Genomic DNA, 18,351 nt, shown 5'->3' with positions numbered 1-18,351 from the left:
GTCAGATCCCCAACTGCTGACGCTGGCGCTTCAAGTGCTCAGGCATCTCTTTGTAGACGTCTTCGAACATGGTCGCGGCGCTTGGAATCTGGCCGCCGGCGAGGGTGCCGTACTGTTCGGCCTGTTTCTGTGCAGCGATCACTTCGGCTTCAAGCTCGGCGCTTACGGCGGCGTGCTCTTCTTCCGACCAGTGGCCGACCTTGATCAGGTGCTGTTTCAGGCGGGCGATCGGGTCGCCCAGCGGGAAGTGGCTCCAGTCGTCGGCAGGACGGTATTTGGACGGATCGTCGGAAGTCGAGTGTGGGCCGGCGCGGTAGGTGACCCATTCGATCATGGTCGGGCCGAGGTTGCGGCGAGCGCGTTCTGCAGCCCAGGCGGAGGCGGCGTAGACCGCGTAGAAATCGTTGCCATCGACCCGCAGGGAAGCGATGCCGCAACCGACGCCGCGTCCGGCGAAGGTGGTGGCTTCACCACCGGCGATGGCCTGGAAGGTCGAGATCGCCCACTGGTTGTTGACCACATTGAGGATCACCGGCGCACGATAAACGTGGGCGAAGGTGAGGGCGGTGTGGAAGTCCGATTCGGCGGTGGCACCATCGCCGATCCAGGCGGAGGCGATTTTGGTGTCGCCCTTGATCGCCGAGGCCATGCCCCAGCCCACGCCTTGAATGAACTGAGTGGCGAGGTTGCCGGAAATGGTGAAGAAGCCTGCGTCCTTGACCGAGTACATGATCGGCAGTTGACGGCCCTTGAGCGGATCGCGCTCGTTGGACAGCAGTTGGCAGATCAGGTCGACCAGCGGTACGTCGCGAGCCATCAGAATGCTTTGCTGGCGGTAGGTCGGGAAGCACATGTCGTCGATGTTCAAGGCCAGGGCCTGGGCGCTGCCGATGGCTTCTTCGCCAAGGCTCTGCATGTAGAACGACATTTTTTTCTGACGCTGGGCGACCACCATGCGGTTGTCGTAGATCCGGGTCTTGAGCATGGCGCGCATGCCTTTGCGCAGGATCTCGACCGGCACGTTTTCAGCCCACGGGCCGAGAGCGTTGCCCTGGTCGTCGAGCACGCGGATCAGGCCACGAGCCAGGTCGGCAGTGTCGGCCGGTTCAACGTCGATGGAAGGTTTACGCACCGTGCCCGCATCGGTCAGATGCAGGTAGGAGAAATCGGTTTTGCAGCCTGGGCGGCCCGAGGGTTCAGGGACGTGCAGACGCAGCGGTTCATACGCTTGGGTCATGGCTTCTACGCTCGATCTTGTGAATTTCTTGTAGTGAGCTGGCAGTCATTCTTCGATAAAAGAAATCTTGTCCTACAACAATCATAGGCCCGGGCAAGAAGAATATTTCTCTCTGTTTCGTTGCGCTGAAGATCATTTGCAGATAGAAATTCTGCATAAACATAAAAAACAGGTGGTTTTGTCTCATGCGCAAACTGGACCGTACCGACATCGGCATTCTCAACAGCCTTCAGGAGAACGCGCGCATCACCAACGCCGACCTGGCCCGTTCGGTCAATCTGTCGCCGACGCCGTGCTTCAACCGGGTCAAGGCAATGGAAGAGCTGGGGCTGATCCGCGAGCAGGTGACCCTGCTGGATGCCGACCTGCTGGGGCTGCACGTCAACGTGTTCATCCACGTCAGTCTCGAGAAGCAGGTAGAGGAAGCGCTGCAGCATTTCGAAGAGGCGATTTCCGACCGCCCCGAAGTCATGGAGTGCTACCTGATGGCCGGCGACCCGGATTATCTGATCCGCGTGCTGGTGCCGACCATTCAGGCGCTTGAACGCTTCATGATGGACTTTCTGACCAAAGTCCCCGGCGTGGCGAACATCCGGTCAAGCTTTGCCCTCAAGCAGGTGCGCTACAAAACGGCACTGCCATTACCGGCCAATGGCCTGATCCTCGGGAGCTGAGTGCTCAGCCCTGATCAGAGATCGGCATAGCCGTAATCCAGACTTGCCGTGTTCAAGGTCTGTTCCACCCTGAAAGGCTGAAGCCAGGGCGCAGGTTCATTGTCCGGATTGAACATCAGCGTTGAACCGAGCATCCCGTGTGGTGCGTTCTCGGGAAATGCGATCACCGGCTCGGTCGGGTGTTTGCGCTTCCAGCGCTCCCAGAGAAAGTCGAGATAACAGTGGTGCAAGAAGAACAACGGATCGTTGGGAGAGGAGGCTTCGCCCATGTTGCCTCCAACCCAGGCATGCACATCGTTGTGCATCATTTCCGTCAGATTTTCCCATCCGGTCGGTTCGAGCCAGTAGGGCGTTCTGTTCAATAAGGTTTCGACATCCAGCGCAGAGGGGAGCGGTGAGGGGCCTGCTCCGAAGTTGCGCCGCAAGCCAGGATCTCCTGTCTCACCATCCCAGACCTTTATGCCGAATAAACGACGCTCGAGGGCAAACGGGCCAATGGTTACCCGCTGGTTTTGCGTCGGGTCGCCGTCTCTGCCCATGAAATCGTCAGTAAAGGGGTCATCCGCACCATTCATGCTCCAGTTCCAGTACGGCAGCGTGATGGTCGGGTTGTCTGCGGCGGCTTGCAGTTCAAGCTCGAACTGGCGAATCAGGACGCGATGCCAGGGAAAAAATAAAGGGGTTCCATGGGGGTTGGGGAAGATCGGGTTACCTCGTCCCATGGAATTCTTGTGGATCTGTACAAAGTCATCGTAGCGACTCTGCTGACCCGGGCGCAGTACGCTGGGCGTCTGGTTTTTCAGTATCAGAATGGCATTTACGAAGGCGTGTTTCTGTTCCGGCGTCAGGTCGCGATGGTTACGGCGAATATCCATATTGCCAAATCTCCATGGGTTGATTACCCCATGAAGTCTGCCTGTTGGCCGAGATTACGCCCAGTTCATGGGATCCGACGTGCCAGGTACGAATCCCCTTGTTTCCGGTTCCTTCAATGATTTTTTCTTACACGGAGTTGATCGGAATCTTCAGGTAGACAACGCCATTGCCTTCCGCCGGCGGCAAATTTCCTGCGCGCACATTCACCTGAATCGCCGGCAGCAACAGCGTCGGCATGCCCAACCCTGCATCGCGCTTGGTGCGCATCTCGACAAACGCGGCTTCGTCGACGCCGTCATGCACGTGGATATTGCTTTTGCGCTGTTCACCCACGGTGGTCTGGCACTGCGAGTCGCGACCTTGCGGCGGGTAGTCGTGGCAGACGTAGAGCTTCACGCTGGCGGGGAAGGCCAGCAGCTTGTGAATCGAATTGAACAATTGATGGGCGTTGCCGCCGGGAAAGTCGCAACGGGCGGTGCCGACGTCGGGCATGAACAGCGTGTCGCCCACCAGGATCTGTTCGCCGTCGATCAGGTAAGCCATGTCCGCCGGGGTGTGGCCGGGAACGTGCAGGGCGGTGGCCTTGAGATTGCCGATCCTGAACGATTCGTTCGGTGCGAACAGGTGATCGAACTGCGAGCCGTCGACGCGAAATTCCGGTTCCAGGTTGAACAGCGCCTTGAACACGTTCTGCACTTTGCTGATCGATTCGCCAATCGCGATTTTCCCGCCCAGTTCCCGGCGCAGGTACGGCGCGGCGGACAAGTGATCGGCGTGGGCGTGGGTTTCCAGCAGCCACTGCACTTGGAGGTTATGGGCGTGCACGAAGGCGATGATCTTGTCCGCCTGAGCCGTGCAGGTGCGGCCGGCGGCGCCGTCGTAATCAAGCACCGGATCGACGATTGCGCACTGCCCGCCGTCGGCCTCGTAGACCACGTAGCTGTAGGTCGAAGAGGCGGGGTCGAGGAAAGCTTCAATCAGCGCGGGCATGTACGCGGTCCTGTGCAGGAAGGTGAAAAGTCAGGTTGCAACACTTTATGTAAACACATAATGTCCGCAGCTTAAGTGACGTTGAAGGCATCCTGCAAATGCAATCCAGTCTGACCGAATGTGAAGTCGCCCAGCTGAGGGCCTCGGCCTCCAAGGCCTGTTCGCTGCTCAAGGCCCTGGCCAACGAGGATCGGCTATTGATCCTGTGCCAGTTGACCCAGGGCGAGCGCAACGTCGGCGAGCTGGAGAAAATGACCGGCGTGCGTCAGCCTACCCTGTCCCAGCAACTGGGCATCCTGCGCGATGAAGGGCTGGTCGCGACCCGTCGTGAAGGCAAGTACATTTTTTACGGTCTCGCCAGTCACGAAGTGATCCAGGTGATGAAAACCCTTTCCGGACTCTACTGCGGAGCCGTGCTCAAAAGCTGGGCGCAATAGACCCGGCTATCCTTGCGTGCAGCCATAAGGAACAAACAATGAACGATCAACACTGGGGCCCATCCATCAGTGCGGACATCGTGGTCATCGGCGGCGGCACTGCCGGCATCGGTTTTGTCGCGAGCCTGCTCAAGCGCGATCCCGGCCTGAAAATCACGGTGATCGAGCCGAGCACCCTGCATTACTACCAGCCGGCGTGGACGCTGGTCGGCGGTGGCGCCTTTGATGCCAAAGACACCGCCCGACCGATGAACAAGGTGATGCCGCGTCAGGCCACCTGGATTCAGGCAGCCGTGACCGGCATCGACCCCGACCAGCGCCGTCTCACCCTCAACGATCAACGCACGGTCATTTATCAGAACCTGATCGTCTGCCCCGGCCTGCGCCTGGCGTGGGAGAAGATCGAAGGCTTGCAGGACAGCCTCGGCCAGCACGGCGTCACCTCCAACTACAGCTATCAGCACGCGCAATACACCTGGGATCAGGTGCAGAAACTGAGCGGCGGCAAAGCGCTGTTCACCCAGCCGCCGATTCCGATCAAGTGTGCCGGCGCGCCGCAAAAGGCGCTGTACTTGTCCTGCGATCACTGGCTCAAGCGCAACGTGCTGAGCAAGGTCGAGGTCGAGTTCAATCTGGCCGGAGCTGCGTTATTCGGTGTGCCGACCTTTGTGCCGCCGCTGATGAAGTACATCGACAAATACAACGCGCGGCTGGCGTTCAATTCGAATCTGGTGAAGGTCGACGGCCCGGCGAAAACCGCCTGGTTCGACGTCAAGGATGCGGAGGGTAACGTCACCCGCCAGGCCAAGACTTTCGATCTGCTGCACGTCGTTCCGCCGCAGGTTTCACCGGACTTCATCGCGCAAAGTCCGCTGGCCGATGCCGCCGGCTGGTGCGAGGTCAACCCGCACACCCTGCAACACCCGCGCTATCCCGAAGTGTTTGCCTTGGGCGATATCTGCGGCACCACCAATGCGAAAACCGCCGCGGCAGTGCGCAAGCAAGTTGTGGTGGTGGCGGAAAACCTGCTGGCGGTGCGCAAAGAACTGGCGCTGCCGTTGAAGTACGACGGCTACGGTTCCTGCCCGCTGACGGTGGAGAAGGGCAAGGTGATCCTCGCCGAGTTCGGCTATGGCGGAAAACTGCTGCCAACCTTTCCCCTCGACCCGACCGTGCCGCGCCGCTCCGCGTGGTGGCTGAAGGCGACGTTGCTGCCGTGGTTCTACTGGAACGGCATGCTCAAGGGCCGCGAATGGCTGACAAGCCTGTCCAGGATCGACTGAGAACACTCTATGTTGCTGGCAAGCCTGTTTGGCGTGGTGATGGGATTGATCCTCGGTATGACCGGGGCCGGCGGCGGGATTCTCGCCGTGCCGGCGCTGGTGCTCGGGCTGGGCTGGACGATGACGCAGGCGGCGCCGGTGGCGTTGTTTGCGGTGGGTAGCGCAGCGGCGGTCGGCGCGATCGATGGTTTGCGCCATGGTCTGGTGCGTTATCGCGCGGCGCTACTGATCGCGGCGCTCGGCGCGGTGTTTTCGCCGGTGGGCATCTACTTCGCCCATCAGTTGCCGGAAAAGGTCCTGATGATCCTGTTCAGCCTGCTGATGGTGATGGTGGCGTGGCGCATGCTGCGCCGCGAACGCCAGCAGCAGGGACCCAGCGATCATGGCCACGCCAGTTGGGGCCAGAAGAACTGCATGCTCAATGAGCAGACCGGCCGTTTCGACTGGACCGCCAAATGCACCGCGACCCTCGCGGCACTGGGCGCGGTCACCGGCGTGGTGTCCGGGTTGCTGGGGGTTGGCGGCGGGTTTCTGATCGTGCCGGCGTTCAAGCAACTGACCGATGTGCAGATGCGCGGGATCGTCGCCACGTCCTTGATGGTCATCAGCCTGATTTCCGCCATCGGCGTGATCGGCGCGTTCCATGCCGGGGTGCGGATCGATCATCTTGGCGCGTCGTTCATCGTGGCCAGCATCGTCGGCATGATCATCGGCCGCAAACTCTGCGCGCGGGTGCCGGCGAGGACGTTGCAGGTGGGGTTTGCCAGCGTATGTCTGGTGGTCGCCGCTTACATGTTGCTGTGTGCGTGAGACAAAACCTGTGGCGAGAACCAGGCGCCCTCGCCACAGCGTCAGCGTTACAACACCAGATGCGGTAACCACAGCGACAGCGCTGGAACGTAGGTCACCAGCATCAGCACCAGGAACAGCACGGCGTAGAACGGCAGCAGCGCCTTCACCGTACTTTCGATACTGACCTTGCCCACCGCCGAACCCACGAACAGCACGGCTCCCACCGGTGGCGTTATCAGGCCGATACCGAGGTTGACCAGCATGATCATGCCGAACTGCACCGGGTCGACGCCGATACCGAGGATCACCGGCATCAGGATCGGCGTGAGGATCAGGATCAGCGGCGCCATGTCCATCACGGTGCCGAGCAACAGCAGCATGACGTTGATGCACATCAGGATCACGTAGCGGTTGTCGGACAGGGTCAGGAACAGCGTGGTGATCTTCGCCGGGATCTGCATCAGGGTCATGATGTAGCCGAAACTGGCGGCGAAGCCGATCAGAATCATCACGATGGAAATGGTGCGCACTGTGCGGTGCATGAGTTTCGGCAGTTCACTCCATTTGTAGTCGCGGTAGATGAACATGGTGACGAAAAACGACCACAGCACGGCAATGGCCGCCGACTCGGTGGCCGTGAAGATCCCCGACAGAATCCCGCCGAGAATGATCACCATCGCCATCAGGCCCCACAAGGCTTCGCCGCAGATCTTCAGGGCTTCGCGCAGCGGGATCACTTCGCCCTTGGGGTAGTCGCGTTTGCGCGCAAAAATCAGACACAACACCATCAGGCACGCGCTCATCAGCAGACCCGGCACCACGCCGGCCATGAACAGCGAAGCAATCGAAACGGTGCCGCCGGCGGCCAGCGAGTAGAGCACCGAGTTGTGACTCGGTGGAGTCAGCAGAGCCTGCACCGAACCACTGACGGTGACCGCTGTAGAGAATTCCCGAGGGTAGCCTTTGCGCTCCATTTCCGGGATCAGCACCGAACCCACCGACGCCGTATCAGCAACCGACGACCCGGAAATCGCACCGAAAAAGGTCGAGGCCATGATGTTGACCAGCGACAGCCCGCCACGCACGAACCCCACCAGCACCCCGGCGAACGCCACCAGCCGTCGCGACATGCCGCCCTCGGCCATGATCGCGCCCGCCAGCACGAAGAACGGAATCGCCAACAGGGAGAATTTGTTCACCCCGCCCGCCACCTGGATCATCAAGGCCTGAAACGGGATGTCGATCCACCATGCGCCGATCAGCGCCGACAGCCCGAGCGCGTAGGCAACCGGCATGCCGATCAGGATCAGTGCGATAAAACTGCCCAGCAGAATCAATGCGTCCATCAGGCAGCCCCTTCGTTTTCTTCAACCAGGTCGAACCGCACCACGCGGCGATTGCTTTGATCGCCGAGCAACAGTTTTTCCAGCACGAAAATCAGCGTCAGCGCACCACCCACGGGGATCGGCATGTAGGTGATGCCGACCCGCAATGTCGGCAGGGCGCTCATGAACTGGTTCCACGTCGACAGGCACAGCTTGGTGCCCCAGATGGTCATGAACAGGCAGATGGTGCCCATGAGCACTTGCGAAATAATGCTCATGGTTCGGCGCATCTTCGGTTGCAGGCGATCGGTGACCATCGCCACCGCCATGTGCGCACCGGCGCGATAGCTGGCGGCGGCGCCGATGAAGGTGAAGACCATCATCAGCAGGATGGCGGTGGGCTCCGGCCAGCTTGAACCGGTGCCGAGGACGTAACGGGCGAACACGCCCCAGGGAATGATCAGGGAAATGGTCAGCACCGACAGACCGGCGACCCAGATGCAGGCCATGTAAATCCGGTCATTGATGCGCAGCAGCAAATTCTTCATCGGGTTCCACCGTAACCGGGCAGGCGTGAGCGTCGAGCGACGCCAGCGCTGCCGGGCCTTGTATTGAGGGCAGGGAGGTTACTGAACGGCTTCGATGCGCTTGATCAGGTCGACGTAGGGCGCGCCGTATTTTTCGCGGATCGAAGCGGTGGCCTCGTAGAAGGGTTTCTTGTCGACGGTGATGAACTCGACGCCGGCGGCCTTGAGTTTCTCTTCACTGCTGGCCGACTTGGCATCCCACAAGGTGCGCTCCTGGGCCTGCGCAGCCTTGGCGGCTTTTTTCACCAGGGTCTGCTGATCGGGAGTGAGTTTTTCCCAAGTGATTTTCGACATCACGATCGGTTCGGGCAGGATCAGGTGCCCGGTCAGGCTGTAGAACTTGGCGTTCTGGTAGTGGTTGTGTTCAAGCAGGGTCGGCGGATTGTTTTCCGCGCCGTCGATAACGCCGGTCTGCAGCGCACTGAAGATTTCGCCGGTGTCCATGGCGATCCCGTTGCCGCCCATGGCGTTGATGGTTTCGATGAACATCGGGTTGCCCTGCACACGGATTTTCATACCCTTGAGGTCTTCGAGGCTGCGCACCGGTTTCTTGGTGTAGATGTTGCGCGTGCCGCCGTCCATCCACGCCAGCGCCACGAGGTTGAATTCGGAGTTAGTGATCTTGTCGAGGATTTCGTCACCGATTTCACCGTCGATGATCTTGCGCATGTGCGCCTGATCACGGAACACGAACGGCATGTTGAACACGTTCACGTCCGGCACCACCGGACCGACGATACCGAGGCTGACGCGGGCCATCTGGATGGCGCCGACCTGAGCCTGTTCGACCACTTCCTTTTCCGAGCCGAGCACGCCGCCAGGAAACATTTTGAAGGTCAGCTTGCCGTCACTTTCGGCAACCAGGGTCTTGCCCAACTGTTCTTCAGCGACCACGGTCGGATAACCGGCGGGATGGATGTCGGCGAATTTGATTTCCAGCGCATGGGCGGCGCTGCCGAAGGTGAGCGCGAGGGGGAGAGCGGCGGCGAGCAACGTGCGTTTGAAGTCCATGAGGGGTTCTCCAGTCTTGTTATTTTTGTGTTCAAGGCACAGCGATGCAGCAGGGGGTTACAGCAGGTCGTCGAACAATGGCTCCGGCAGGCCTTTGACGCCGGGGTTGAGGGCGAACACGCCGCCGGCCAGCGATTGCGGATCCTGGTCGTCGCCGGGGCGGATCGAGGTCACGAACAAAGTGTCCATCCGGCTGCCACCGAAGGCGCACATGGTGGGTTTTTTCACCGGTACCTGCAGCGAGCGGTCAAGGCGACCGTCGGGGGTAAAACGATGGATCAGGCCGACATCGTTGGCGCAGATCCAGTAGCAGCCATCGGCATCCACGGCAGCGCCGTCGGGACGGCCGTAAAAATGGTTCATGTCCACGAACACCCTGCGGTTGGAGGGTGTGCCTGTCTCGGTGTCGTAATCGAAAGCCCAGATCAGTTGCACGTTCGGGTGCGAGTCCGACAGGTACATGGTTTTGCCGTCCGGGCTGAAGCCCAGACCGTTGGGCACGATGAAGCCATCAAGCTGTGCCTCGATCACGCCTGTTTGCCCGGCACCGTAACGATAGAGCCGGCCCTCGGGCAGATTCAGGCCCATGTTCAGCACCATGCTGCCGGCCCAGAACCGGCCCTGACGGTCGCAGCGACCGTCGTTCAGACGCATGTCCTGACGGCTGTGTCCGACGCTCGCCAGTTGCTCGCTGTCGAGGCTGCCATCGCTGTGCGGTTGCAAGTGAAAGAACCCGCTCTCCATACCGGCCACCCAGCCGCCCTTGCTGTGGCGGGCGAGGCAGGCAAGCATTTCGGGAGTCTTCCAGGCATGGACGTGGCCAGTGTCGGCGCTCCAGCGTTGCAGACCACCGTTGGGGATATCGACCCAGTACAAGGCGTTTTCCTGTGGCACCCAGACCGGGCTTTCACCGACCGCGTTGCGGGCGTCGACGATCAATTCGGCTTGCATACTCATTCTCTTGGTTTGTGCTTTTGGAGACGGACAAGCGCAGCGATCAATCGCCGAACGGGCCGGCCGCAACGAAGGCGCCGCCCTGATAGATCCGCGCCGGGTCATCGCTGGCGGGCATCGGCTGCGCCTCGACCTTGTCGCGAAACACTTCGGACGTGTCTTTGGCCTCGAAACCGAGGTGGCTGGCGAAGCGGTTGTCCCACCACACGTCCTTGTTGGCGGACATGCCATAAACCACGGTGTGGCCGACGTTGGGGGTGTACAGCGAACGCTCGAGCAGTTGGGTGAGGTCGTCGAAGCTCAGCCAGGTGTGCATCATTCGGCGGTTCTGCGGTTCGGGAAACGACGAGCCGATGCGGATGCTGACGGTTTCGATGCCATAGCGATCGAAGTAGAAACTGGCCATGTCTTCGCCGTAGGACTTGGACAGACCGTAGTAGCCGTCGGGGCGGCGAGCGGAGCTGGCGTCGAGGTGTTCGTTCTGTTTGTAGAAGCCGATGACATGGTTGGAGCTGGCGAAGATCACCCGCTTCACACCGTGTCGGCGTGCCGCTTCATAGATATGGAACACACCGCAGATATTGGCGCCGAGGATTTCTTCGAAGGGGCGCTCCACCGAGACGCCACCGAAGTGCAGGATCGCATCCACGCCTTCGACCAGTTGATGCACAGCGGTTTTGTCAGCGAGGTCGCAGAGCACGATTTCTTCGCGGTCATCGATGGCCGGGGCGAGGGCAGCGATGTCCGACAGGCGCAGTACGTTGGCGTAGGGGCGCAGACGTTCGCGCAAGACTTTGCCCAGGCCACCGGCGGCGCCGGTCAGCAGCAGGCGATTGAACGGAGTTGGGGCGGTGGGGGTGGACGTCATGGCAATCCCTTACACGTTGTTATTAGGTTTGTTGTAGGTTGTCGTATGACTGCGCTGAAGTATCGGTAGGGTTTCCGGAACTTGTCAACGCGACTTTCGGTGTAAATGACGGAAGGCTGATTCACCTTCCGCTCATGCCATGTTCGGGTCTACAGCAAGGAAATCGGGTAACTGATGAAGATCCGGTTCTCGTCGAATTCATTGGTGCTGAAGTCCCGGCGAATCGTCGCGTTGCGCCATTTGACGTTGAGGTTCTTCAGCGGGCCGCTCTGCACGGTGTAGGCCAGTTCCGATTCGCGACCCCATTCCTTGCCATCGGTGATGGTGCCGGTGTGCACGTTGTCGCCGCTGATGTAGCGGTTCATCAGCGTCAAGCCGGGGACGCCGAGGACGACGAAGTTGTAGTCGTGGCGAATCTGCCAGGAGCGCTCCTGCGCGTTGTCGTAACTGGCGTTGTAGCTGTCGTTGGCCAGGGTGCCGCCGCTGGTGCCGTTGACGCGCATCCAGGCATCGTCGCCGCTGAGCTTTTGCAAGCCGATGTAGAACGTGTTGCCGCCGTACCGGGCCGAAAGCATGGCGAACGCGGTTTTGTTGTCGAGGTCGCCGGCCTGGGCGCTGCCTTCCTCCTTGCCGGTGAAGAAACCGAGGTTGGCGCCGAGTGTCCAGTCGCCCAGTGGCTGGCTGTGGTTGAGGTTGAAATACTGCTGCTGGTAGATGTCGCTGAGTTCGGCGTACCACACACCGACGAGCGTGCGCTTATCGTTGAAGGTGTATTCGCCGCCGCCGAAGTTGAAGCGGTCGGAGGTGAATGCGCCTCGGCCGTTCATTGACATGTCTTCCATGCTGGCATCGTTGCGCGGGCTGTTGCCGCGGAACTGGCCACCGTAAAGGGTCAGGCCATTGATTTCGGTAGACGTGATCTGGCCGCCGCGAAAGGTCTGGGGCAGGGAGCGGCCATCATCCGAGCGCAGGATGGGCAGCACCGGCATCCATTCACCCACCTTCAATTCGGTCTTCGACACCTTGGCCTTGAGCGCTACACCCAGGCGCCCGAAATTGTCCGCCGGGCGCCCGTCATCGTGGATCGGTAGCAGTTGCGTACCGCCGGTGCCTTTGCCGCCATCGAGCTTCTGCGAATACATGCCCAGCACGTCCAGGCCAAACCCGACCGTGCCCTGAGTGAAACCGGATTTGGCGTCGAGGATGAAGTTCTGTGTCCACTCTTCAGCCTTGCCCTGCGGATAGTTCGGGTTGACGAAGTTGCGATTGAAGTAGGCGTTGCGCAGGTTCAGGGTGGCTTTGCTGTCTTCGAGGAAACCCTCGGCATCGGCGCTCATCGGCAAGGCGAGGGCGAGACTGCCGTAGCCAATCAGGCTCAGGGTGGAACGCGGGCGGGGGATAGAAAAACGGGACGTGCGGACGGAATTGCAGACGAATGTGCTCACTGTGACGCTCCCTGTTTCATTTGTTGTTTTTATTATTTGTTATACGTCGTCGTACAACATGGTTGCGGATATTTGCGAGGTTTTCCGGAAAAGTCAACAGGGCGTCGTACGATGACTTCCCGTGAGCGAGCAGCCCTCCAAATGCTGTGAGGAAGGCTGCTTCGGGCCGCTTTTATTGGTTGTAGAGCGCCTCCGTGTTATCGATCAGTGGATTTTTTTCGGTCAGCACGATTTGTGCGATCTGATCCTTGCGCATGAAACTCACCTTCGGATGCGACTGGGCGTACCGGATAAAACGCTCCATGGCCTCGACCATCGCGGGCGTGCCGCCAATACGGTCGTGCAGGCTCACCGACATCATCCGCCGCTTGCTCGCGCCTTCGGCGTAGAGGCGATCGAATTCCAGCACCAGTTGCTGGTAGAACTGCTCGGCGGAGAAATGCCGGCCCTCAATCAGCACGATGTCGTTGTTGCGCAGGGTGTACGGCACCACGGCGAATTTGCGCCCGCGAACCATGGTCACGAACGGCTCGTCGCGGCTGACGTCGTCGATGTGATAGGTGAAATTCAGATCCTGCAGCACCTTCAACGTATTGGGGCTGCGGCGCAGCCAGTTGGCGTTGTAGCCGACCGAGCGCTGGCCGGTGATTTTCTCCACCGCCGCAACGCCATCACCGATGAACTGTTTTTCCTGGGCGTAGTTCATGTTGTACGAATCGGCCCAGCGCATGCCGTGGGCCGCCAGCTCATGGCCGCGCTCGGCGATGGCTTTGGCCAGTTCCGGGTGCTTGAGCGCCGCTTCGCCGACCACGTGGGAGGTGACTTTGATGCCGGTGCGATCCCACAGATCGAGCATGCGCCACAGGCCTTCCTTGTAGCCGTAATCGAACCAGGTCTGCGCCGGCAGGTCCGGATAGCCTTTTGGCAGCGGTGTACCGGAGAAAGGGCTTTCAGCGCCTTCCGGCTGGCCGCCGGTTTCGAATTGCATCGACACCGAAATCACCAGTTGCGAGCCGTCCGGCCACGGGCGTTCCTGGGCGAAGGCGAGGGCGGGCAGCATCAGCGCGGCGGCCAGCAGGTTTTTCAGCAGACGCGGGGAGCGTTGCCAGCGGGGAGTGGTCATATCGGGCACCTTGCAGGTTGAGAAGTGCGGCAAGGTTGGCATCCGCTACGCTTGGGAAAAATCCGCTGCGGGCGAGATGACCTTTAAACAAAATTTACGAATCGCGATGCACGAATTCCTGGTGGGAGCGAGCCTGGATAGGTGTTTGGCCAGGATTTGCGGCACACTTAAGCGACTACAAGACAAGGCCTTTCAATGGATCAATACGCCCCGCGCAACTGGCAGCCGCACGAGAAGCCCAGTCTGCCCGGTTCCCCCTCGACGCCGCTGCACTCCAACCCCAAGCGCCTGGCTTATGCGCTGGTGGGCTTGCTGGTGGCGGTGACCGGTGGGCTGGGTAATGCGCTGGTGGTCGCTAACCTGCCTTATCTGCAAGGTGCGCTCGGGGCGACGACGGCGGAGATGGCCTGGCTGCCGGCGGCGTACGTGATGACCAACGTGTCGATGAACCTGCTGCTGGTGAAGTTTCGCCAGCAGTTCGGCCTGCGGGCGTTCACCGAGGTGTTTCTGGTGCTGTATGCGCTGGTGACCTTCGGCCATCTGTTCGTCAATGACCTGAATTCGGCGATTGCCGTGCGTGCGGCCCACGGCATGGTCGGCGCGGCGTTGAGCTCGCTGGGCCTGTATTACATGGTGCAGGCGTTCCCGGCCAAATGGCGGATGAAGGCGCTGGTGTTGGGCCTCGGCACTTCACAGCTGGCCTTGCCGCTGGCGCGACTGTTTTCCGAAGACCTGTTGCAGATCGCCGAATGGCGCGGCCTGTACCTGTTTGAGTTGGGCATGGCGTTGCTGTCGCTGGGCTGCGTCCTGATGCTCAAACTTCCGCCGGGTGACCGGTTCAAGACCTTCGAACCCCTCGACTTCCTGACGTTCGCGATCCTTGCGACCGGCGTTGCGCTGTTGTGCGCGGTGTTGTCCTTGGGGCGGATCGACTGGTGGCTGGAGGCCGACTGGATTGGCATCGCTTTGGCCGCGTCGATTGCTCTGATTCTCGCGGGGCTGGCCATCGAACATAACCGCAGCAACCCGATGCTGATGACCCGCTGGCTCGGCAGCGGGGTGATGATCCGTCTGGCGCTGGCGGTGATCCTGATTCGCATGGTGACCTCGGAGCAATCCACTGGCGCCGTGGGCTTCATGCAGAACCTGAACATGAGCAGCCAGCAGCTTCATAGCCTGTATGTGGTGATGCTGATCGGAAGCGTCGCCGGGCTGCTGACCAGTGCGCTGACCATCGACCCGAAACACCTGCTGATGCCGCTGATCATTTCGCTGGCGTTGATGGCCACCGGCTCGATCATGGACAGCTCATCGAACAACCTGACCCGCCCCGGCAACCTGTATTTCAGCCAGTTCCTGCTAGCGTTCGGCAGTACCTTTTTCCTCGGCCCGACCATGGTGCTGGGCACGCGCAACGTGCTGACCAACCCGCGCAACCTCGTGAGTTTTTCGGTGTTGTTCGGGATCTGCAACAACCTCGGCGGTCTGATCGGCGCGGCGTTGCTGGGGACGTTCCAGATCGTGCGCGAGAAATTTCATTCCAGCCACATCGTTGAGCAACTGGTGATGTCCGATCCCCGCGTCGCCGCGCGAGTTCAGAGCGGCGGATCGGCGGTCGGCTCCGTGATTGCCGACCCGCGTCTGCGCAATCTGCAGGGCATTCGCAGCCTGGCCAACGCCGCCACCCGCGAAGCCAACGTACTGGCCTATAACGATGTGTTCATGCTGATCGCGGTGATCGCGATCCTGACCATGATCTGGATTTCCATCCGTGCGCTGTGGCTGATCAGCACCACCAAAGCCGTCGCCCCGACACCTTCCGTACCTTCCAGCGGTGCCACTTCTTCATGACCGAACCGACTACCACGACCACCAATGCCATCGCCGCCACCCCTGAAGGTGTGGCGCCGCCGTCATCACCGAACACCGAGCCGCGCTCGTTGCGGGTGCGGATCATCTCATCGCTGGGGTTTGCCGCGATTGCCATCGTCGGCGTGCTGATCGTGCTCTATGCCTGGCAGTTGCCGCCGTTCAGCAGCGCGGTCGAGACCACTGAAAACGCCCTGGTGCGCGGTCAGGTAACGATCATCGGCCCGCAACTCAGTGGGTATGTGTTTGAAGTGCCGGTGCAGGATTTCCAGTTTGTGAAGGAGGGGGATTTGCTGGTGCGTCTTGATGATCGTATCTATCAGCAACGCCTCGACCAGTCGCTGGCGCAACTGGCGGTGCAGAAAGCTTCACTGGCCAACGTCGTGCAGCAGCGCAACAGCGCCGAGGCGACGATCAAGTTACGTCAGGCGGTGGTGGCCGACAGCGAAGCGCAGCTACGCAAAAGCGAGGCGGATCTGCGACGCAACAAAGCGCTGGTCAATGACGGCTCCGTGTCCAAGCGCGAGATGGACGTGGCGCTGGCCGCCAACGCCCAAAGCATTGCGGCGGTGGCGCAGGCCAAGGCCAATCTGGAAATCGCCCGGCAGGATCTGCAAACGGTGATCGTCAATCGCGGCTCTCTGGAAGCGGCGGTGGCCAGCGCCGAGGCGGCGGTGCAGCTGGCGCGGATCGACTTGTCCAACACTCGGATCATTGCTCCACGTGACGGTCAGTTGGGGCAGATTGGCGTGCGCCTCGGCGCCTACGTCAACTCCGGGGCGCAGTTGATGGCGCTGGTGCCGAACCAGAAATGGGTGATCGCCAACCTCAAGGAAACCCAGATGGACAATGTGCGCGTCGGGCAACCGGCGAGCTTCACCGTCGATGCCTTGAACCACCGCAAATTCACCGGCCACGTGCAGCACATCTCGCCGGGCACCGGTTCCGAATTCGCGTTGTTGCAGGCCGACAACGCCACCGGCAACTTCGTGAAAATCGCCCAGCGGGTGCCGGTGCGCATCACCATCGATCCAGATCAGCAGGAGAGCGAGCGTTTGCGGCCGGGGATGTCGGTGGTGGTCAGCATTGATACGGCGGCGGGCGACACCCAGAAACACTGACCTCAGGCGGCGATCATCGGCGGCAGGGTGCCGAGCACGGACACCGCCGCCACGGCGCCGATCCCCAGCAGCCATTCGAGCATGACGCTGTGCTTGAGGGTGTCGAGCCGTTGTTCACAATCGTTGATCCGCACGCGATTGAACAGCGCCAGTGCAAGCATGCCGGACACCAGCAGCGCCTTGATCAGCAGTATCAGGGCGAATCCCGAGAACAGCGGTGTCGGCCACCATTGGCCGGTGAGCACGCGCACGTTGATCAGCCCGGTGATCAGCAGGCCGGCGACCAGTGCGTAACCGAGTCCGCTGAATCGCCGCAAGACTTCGCGTATATCTTCGTGACGTTGGCGCAGGATCATCACCAGCATCAGCAGCCCGCCGAGCCAGGCGCCGACACACGTCAGGTGAATGACTTGATTGAGGATCAGCATTTGCCCGCTGAAGCCATCGAGCATCGCCCCGTGTCCGACCGGTGCCAGCGTCATCAGCAGCAGCGCGCTCAGGCCCAGCCGCAATGGCCGGTTCGAACGCCACGGCGTAAACAGCAACGCCAGCAACAGCGCATTGATCAACAGATGCCAGCGCCAGACCTGACCGAAAAACGTATGACCGAGAACCAGCTCGACGGTGGCCGGATCAAAAGCGGCAGCCGCCGAACCGGCCATGCTTGCAGTAATCAACAACGCCCAGATGACGCCGCTGAGCAGGGCAATCGCCACCAGCCAGCGAGCCAGTCGCGCCAACTGCCGATCCAGTGCCGGCGCTTCACCCTTGAGCAGCAGCGGCCGGAACAGCCAGGCCCCGAACAGCATCAACACCACGATGAAATGCAGGAACCGGCACAGCACCAGCGCTTCACTCATGAATTACTGGCCAACCTTGAACTGATAGGCGCCTTCGCTTTTGTGCGTGTCGACCGACACCGCATGCCATTCGACCTTGTATTCGCCAGCGGTCAGTGGTGCTTCGGGGGTGACGATCAGGGTTTTCTTGTCACCTTCGGTGGTCAGCGGTTTGACTTTCACCGGCTTGCCGCCGTGGGTCACGGTGACTTTGGTGAAGCTGGCTTCGACGCCTTCGGAAAACACCAGGCGCAGATCCGCCGGTGCGGCGACGGTGCTGTCGGCGGCCGGGGTCTGGCTTTTCAGGTGGGCGTGGGCGAAGGCCTGGGAAGTGACGATCAGCGAGGCCAGCAGCGCGCCAGCGGTGAACAGTTTTTTCATCGACATGGAAAGATTCCTTTCAGTGAAATGGCGGGCTGAGTATAGAACCTGGATCACAGGGCTTTCAGGCGCATGTGAATGACCGGAAAGGGCCGGCCTTCGCCGTCGAGTGCCGAGCGGCCGATGTCTTCGAATCCGTAGTGCCGATAGAAGCCGTGGGCTTGCGGGTTCTGTTCGTTGACGTCGACCTTCAGCAACGGGCGCCGGACGTGGTCGAGCAAGCGGCGGCCGATACCCTGGCCACGCTGAGCCGGGTCAATGAACAGCATTTGTACGGTGTCGTCATCGGTGGCGATGAAGCCTGCCGGGGAGTGGTCGGGGTTCTCGAAAACCTTCACATCCAGCGCGGGCAGGTAGGTGTCACGCACCAGCGGGAACAGCCGATGGATGTCATCTTCCGGGAGGAAGTCGTGAGTGGCGCGGACCGAGCGCTCCCACAGTGCGGCGAGCTGCGGATCATCCGCAGCGATGCGCTTTCGAATGGTCATGGACAGATCCTTCAGTGTCTGACGGGGAGAAGGAGGGCGATCCTAAACCAG

At 60.8% G+C, this 18,351-nt stretch carries 19 protein-coding genes; 6 read left to right on the top strand and 13 right to left on the bottom strand.

The window, feature by feature from the left end:
• Position 1: 1 nt before the first annotated feature.
• Positions 2 to 1,237 (bottom strand): 3-methyl-2-oxobutanoate dehydrogenase (2-methylpropanoyl-transferring) subunit alpha, encoded by a 1,236-nt coding sequence (locus EIY71_RS22635; protein ID WP_007952906.1) that lies wholly within the window; start codon positions 1,235 to 1,237, stop codon positions 2 to 4.
• Between the two features lie 185 nt (positions 1,238 to 1,422).
• Here EIY71_RS22635 and bkdR point away from each other — a divergent pair, with 185 nt between their 5' ends.
• The gene (gene bkdR, locus EIY71_RS22630; protein WP_085602691.1) at positions 1,423 to 1,911 is read left to right on the top strand and encodes a Bkd operon transcriptional regulator BkdR; all 489 of its coding nucleotides are present in this window, start codon (positions 1,423 to 1,425) and stop codon (positions 1,909 to 1,911) included.
• Positions 1,912 to 1,925: 14 nt separating this feature from the next.
• On the opposite strand, the gene EIY71_RS22625 is transcribed toward bkdR, so the two are convergent.
• Both EIY71_RS22625 and EIY71_RS22620 read right to left on the bottom strand, forming a co-directional pair.
• Positions 1,926 to 2,786 (bottom strand): tyrosinase family protein, encoded by an 861-nt coding sequence (locus EIY71_RS22625; RefSeq protein WP_085746063.1) that lies wholly within the window; start codon positions 2,784 to 2,786, stop codon positions 1,926 to 1,928.
• 127 nt (positions 2,787 to 2,913) lie between these two features.
• Positions 2,914 to 3,777 (bottom strand): MBL fold metallo-hydrolase, encoded by an 864-nt coding sequence (locus tag EIY71_RS22620; protein ID WP_102718256.1) that lies wholly within the window; start codon positions 3,775 to 3,777, stop codon positions 2,914 to 2,916.
• A 98-nt stretch (positions 3,778 to 3,875) separates the two neighbouring features.
• Between EIY71_RS22620 and EIY71_RS22615 the strand changes: the two genes are divergently transcribed.
• Genes EIY71_RS22615 through EIY71_RS22605 form a run of 3 tightly spaced genes read left to right on the top strand, consistent with a single transcriptional unit; the run spans position 3,876 to position 6,307 of the window.
• Positions 3,876 to 4,214, top strand: a complete 339-nt coding sequence (locus tag EIY71_RS22615) for a helix-turn-helix transcriptional regulator (protein ID WP_007952897.1) — start codon at positions 3,876 to 3,878, stop codon at positions 4,212 to 4,214.
• A 38-nt stretch (positions 4,215 to 4,252) separates the two neighbouring features.
• The gene (locus EIY71_RS22610; protein WP_085746065.1) at positions 4,253 to 5,497 is read left to right on the top strand and encodes an FAD/NAD(P)-binding oxidoreductase; all 1,245 of its coding nucleotides are present in this window, start codon (positions 4,253 to 4,255) and stop codon (positions 5,495 to 5,497) included.
• Positions 5,498 to 5,506: 9 nt separating this feature from the next.
• Positions 5,507 to 6,307 (top strand): sulfite exporter TauE/SafE family protein, encoded by an 801-nt coding sequence (locus EIY71_RS22605; protein WP_085746066.1) that lies wholly within the window; start codon positions 5,507 to 5,509, stop codon positions 6,305 to 6,307.
• A gap of 47 nt (positions 6,308 to 6,354) precedes the next feature.
• On the opposite strand, the gene EIY71_RS22600 is transcribed toward EIY71_RS22605, so the two are convergent.
• From EIY71_RS22600 to EIY71_RS22570, 7 genes are all read right to left on the bottom strand, one after another.
• A complete protein-coding gene (locus EIY71_RS22600) occupies positions 6,355 to 7,635 on the bottom strand; it encodes a TRAP transporter large permease (protein ID WP_011334824.1) in 1,281 nt (426 codons plus the stop codon).
• Positions 7,635 to 8,162, bottom strand: a complete 528-nt coding sequence (locus EIY71_RS22595) for a TRAP transporter small permease (RefSeq protein ID WP_129974002.1) — start codon at positions 8,160 to 8,162, stop codon at positions 7,635 to 7,637. The genes EIY71_RS22600 and EIY71_RS22595 overlap by 1 nt, the downstream gene beginning before the upstream one ends.
• A 78-nt stretch (positions 8,163 to 8,240) precedes the next feature.
• Positions 8,241 to 9,212 (bottom strand): TRAP transporter substrate-binding protein, encoded by a 972-nt coding sequence (locus EIY71_RS22590; protein ID WP_134023214.1) that lies wholly within the window; start codon positions 9,210 to 9,212, stop codon positions 8,241 to 8,243.
• A gap of 57 nt (positions 9,213 to 9,269) precedes the next feature.
• A complete protein-coding gene (locus EIY71_RS22585) occupies positions 9,270 to 10,163 on the bottom strand; it encodes an SMP-30/gluconolactonase/LRE family protein (protein ID WP_129974004.1) in 894 nt (297 codons plus the stop codon).
• 46 nt (positions 10,164 to 10,209) lie between these two features.
• On the bottom strand, positions 10,210 to 11,034 hold the full coding sequence (locus EIY71_RS22580; protein ID WP_129974005.1) for an NAD(P)-dependent oxidoreductase: 825 nt from the start codon (positions 11,032 to 11,034) through the stop codon (positions 10,210 to 10,212).
• Between the two features lie 149 nt (positions 11,035 to 11,183).
• Positions 11,184 to 12,479 (bottom strand): OprD family porin, encoded by a 1,296-nt coding sequence (locus EIY71_RS22575; RefSeq protein ID WP_134023212.1) that lies wholly within the window; start codon positions 12,477 to 12,479, stop codon positions 11,184 to 11,186.
• 172 nt (positions 12,480 to 12,651) lie between these two features.
• A complete protein-coding gene (locus tag EIY71_RS22570; RefSeq protein ID WP_134023210.1) occupies positions 12,652 to 13,602 on the bottom strand; it encodes a polysaccharide deacetylase family protein in 951 nt (316 codons plus the stop codon).
• 195 nt (positions 13,603 to 13,797) lie between these two features.
• Here EIY71_RS22570 and EIY71_RS22565 point away from each other — a divergent pair, with 195 nt between their 5' ends.
• Positions 13,798 to 15,453 (top strand): MFS transporter, encoded by a 1,656-nt coding sequence (locus tag EIY71_RS22565; protein ID WP_134023208.1) that lies wholly within the window; start codon positions 13,798 to 13,800, stop codon positions 15,451 to 15,453.
• Positions 15,450 to 16,592 carry an HlyD family secretion protein gene (locus EIY71_RS22560; RefSeq protein WP_039767224.1) on the top strand — a complete coding sequence of 381 codons (1,143 nt, stop codon included), beginning with the start codon at positions 15,450 to 15,452 and terminating at the stop codon, positions 16,590 to 16,592. Before EIY71_RS22565 ends, EIY71_RS22560 begins: the two co-directional genes overlap by 4 nt.
• Positions 16,593 to 16,594: 2 nt before the next feature.
• Here EIY71_RS22560 and copD read toward each other — a convergent pair whose 3' ends face one another.
• The 3 genes from copD to EIY71_RS22545 are packed head-to-tail and all read right to left on the bottom strand — an operon-like array spanning position 16,595 to position 18,300.
• On the bottom strand, positions 16,595 to 17,452 hold the full coding sequence (gene copD / locus EIY71_RS22555; protein ID WP_134023206.1) for a copper homeostasis membrane protein CopD: 858 nt from the start codon (positions 17,450 to 17,452) through the stop codon (positions 16,595 to 16,597).
• A gap of 3 nt (positions 17,453 to 17,455) precedes the next feature.
• Complete coding sequence (copC, locus tag EIY71_RS22550; protein WP_134023204.1) at positions 17,456 to 17,818, bottom strand: copper homeostasis periplasmic binding protein CopC; 363 nt, start codon at positions 17,816 to 17,818, stop codon at positions 17,456 to 17,458.
• A 47-nt stretch (positions 17,819 to 17,865) separates the two neighbouring features.
• Complete coding sequence (locus tag EIY71_RS22545; RefSeq protein WP_134023202.1) at positions 17,866 to 18,300, bottom strand: GNAT family N-acetyltransferase; 435 nt, start codon at positions 18,298 to 18,300, stop codon at positions 17,866 to 17,868.
• Between the last annotated feature and the right edge of the window lie 51 nt (positions 18,301 to 18,351).

The organism is Pseudomonas sp. CH235 (assembly GCF_004368175.1).
Classification (GTDB): Bacteria; Pseudomonadota; Gammaproteobacteria; order Pseudomonadales; family Pseudomonadaceae; genus Aquipseudomonas; species Aquipseudomonas paraglycinae.
The sequence above is the reverse complement of the archived record's forward strand: the minus strand, read 5'-3'. Positions and strand labels throughout refer to the sequence as shown.

Excerpts from the sequence above, each read along its gene's own strand:
- EIY71_RS22590 (WP_134023214.1), bottom strand. The coding sequence starts at position 9,212 with ATGGACTTCAAACGCACGTTGCTCGCCGCCGCTCTCCCCCTCGCGCTC.
- EIY71_RS22600 (WP_011334824.1), bottom strand. The coding sequence starts at position 7,635 with ATGGACGCATTGATTCTGCTGGGCAGTTTTATCGCACTGATCCTGATC.
- bkdR (WP_085602691.1), top strand. The coding sequence starts at position 1,423 with ATGCGCAAACTGGACCGTACCGACATCGGCATTCTCAACAGCCTTCAG.
- copD (WP_134023206.1), bottom strand. The coding sequence starts at position 17,452 with ATGAGTGAAGCGCTGGTGCTGTGCCGGTTCCTGCATTTCATCGTGGTG.
- EIY71_RS22610 (WP_085746065.1), top strand. The coding sequence starts at position 4,253 with ATGAACGATCAACACTGGGGCCCATCCATCAGTGCGGACATCGTGGTC.
- EIY71_RS22570 (WP_134023210.1), bottom strand. The coding sequence starts at position 13,602 with ATGACCACTCCCCGCTGGCAACGCTCCCCGCGTCTGCTGAAAAACCTG.
- EIY71_RS22545 (WP_134023202.1), bottom strand. The coding sequence starts at position 18,300 with ATGACCATTCGAAAGCGCATCGCTGCGGATGATCCGCAGCTCGCCGCA.
- EIY71_RS22605 (WP_085746066.1), top strand. The coding sequence starts at position 5,507 with ATGTTGCTGGCAAGCCTGTTTGGCGTGGTGATGGGATTGATCCTCGGT.
- EIY71_RS22620 (WP_102718256.1), bottom strand. The coding sequence starts at position 3,777 with ATGCCCGCGCTGATTGAAGCTTTCCTCGACCCCGCCTCTTCGACCTAC.
- EIY71_RS22565 (WP_134023208.1), top strand. The coding sequence starts at position 13,798 with ATGGATCAATACGCCCCGCGCAACTGGCAGCCGCACGAGAAGCCCAGT.
- EIY71_RS22625 (WP_085746063.1), bottom strand. The coding sequence starts at position 2,786 with ATGGATATTCGCCGTAACCATCGCGACCTGACGCCGGAACAGAAACAC.
- copC (WP_134023204.1), bottom strand. The coding sequence starts at position 17,818 with ATGTCGATGAAAAAACTGTTCACCGCTGGCGCGCTGCTGGCCTCGCTG.
- EIY71_RS22560 (WP_039767224.1), top strand. The coding sequence starts at position 15,450 with ATGACCGAACCGACTACCACGACCACCAATGCCATCGCCGCCACCCCT.
- EIY71_RS22580 (WP_129974005.1), bottom strand. The coding sequence starts at position 11,034 with ATGACGTCCACCCCCACCGCCCCAACTCCGTTCAATCGCCTGCTGCTG.
- EIY71_RS22615 (WP_007952897.1), top strand. The coding sequence starts at position 3,876 with ATGCAATCCAGTCTGACCGAATGTGAAGTCGCCCAGCTGAGGGCCTCG.
- EIY71_RS22585 (WP_129974004.1), bottom strand. The coding sequence starts at position 10,163 with ATGCAAGCCGAATTGATCGTCGACGCCCGCAACGCGGTCGGTGAAAGC.
- EIY71_RS22635 (WP_007952906.1), bottom strand. The coding sequence starts at position 1,237 with ATGACCCAAGCGTATGAACCGCTGCGTCTGCACGTCCCTGAACCCTCG.
- EIY71_RS22595 (WP_129974002.1), bottom strand. The coding sequence starts at position 8,162 with ATGAAGAATTTGCTGCTGCGCATCAATGACCGGATTTACATGGCCTGC.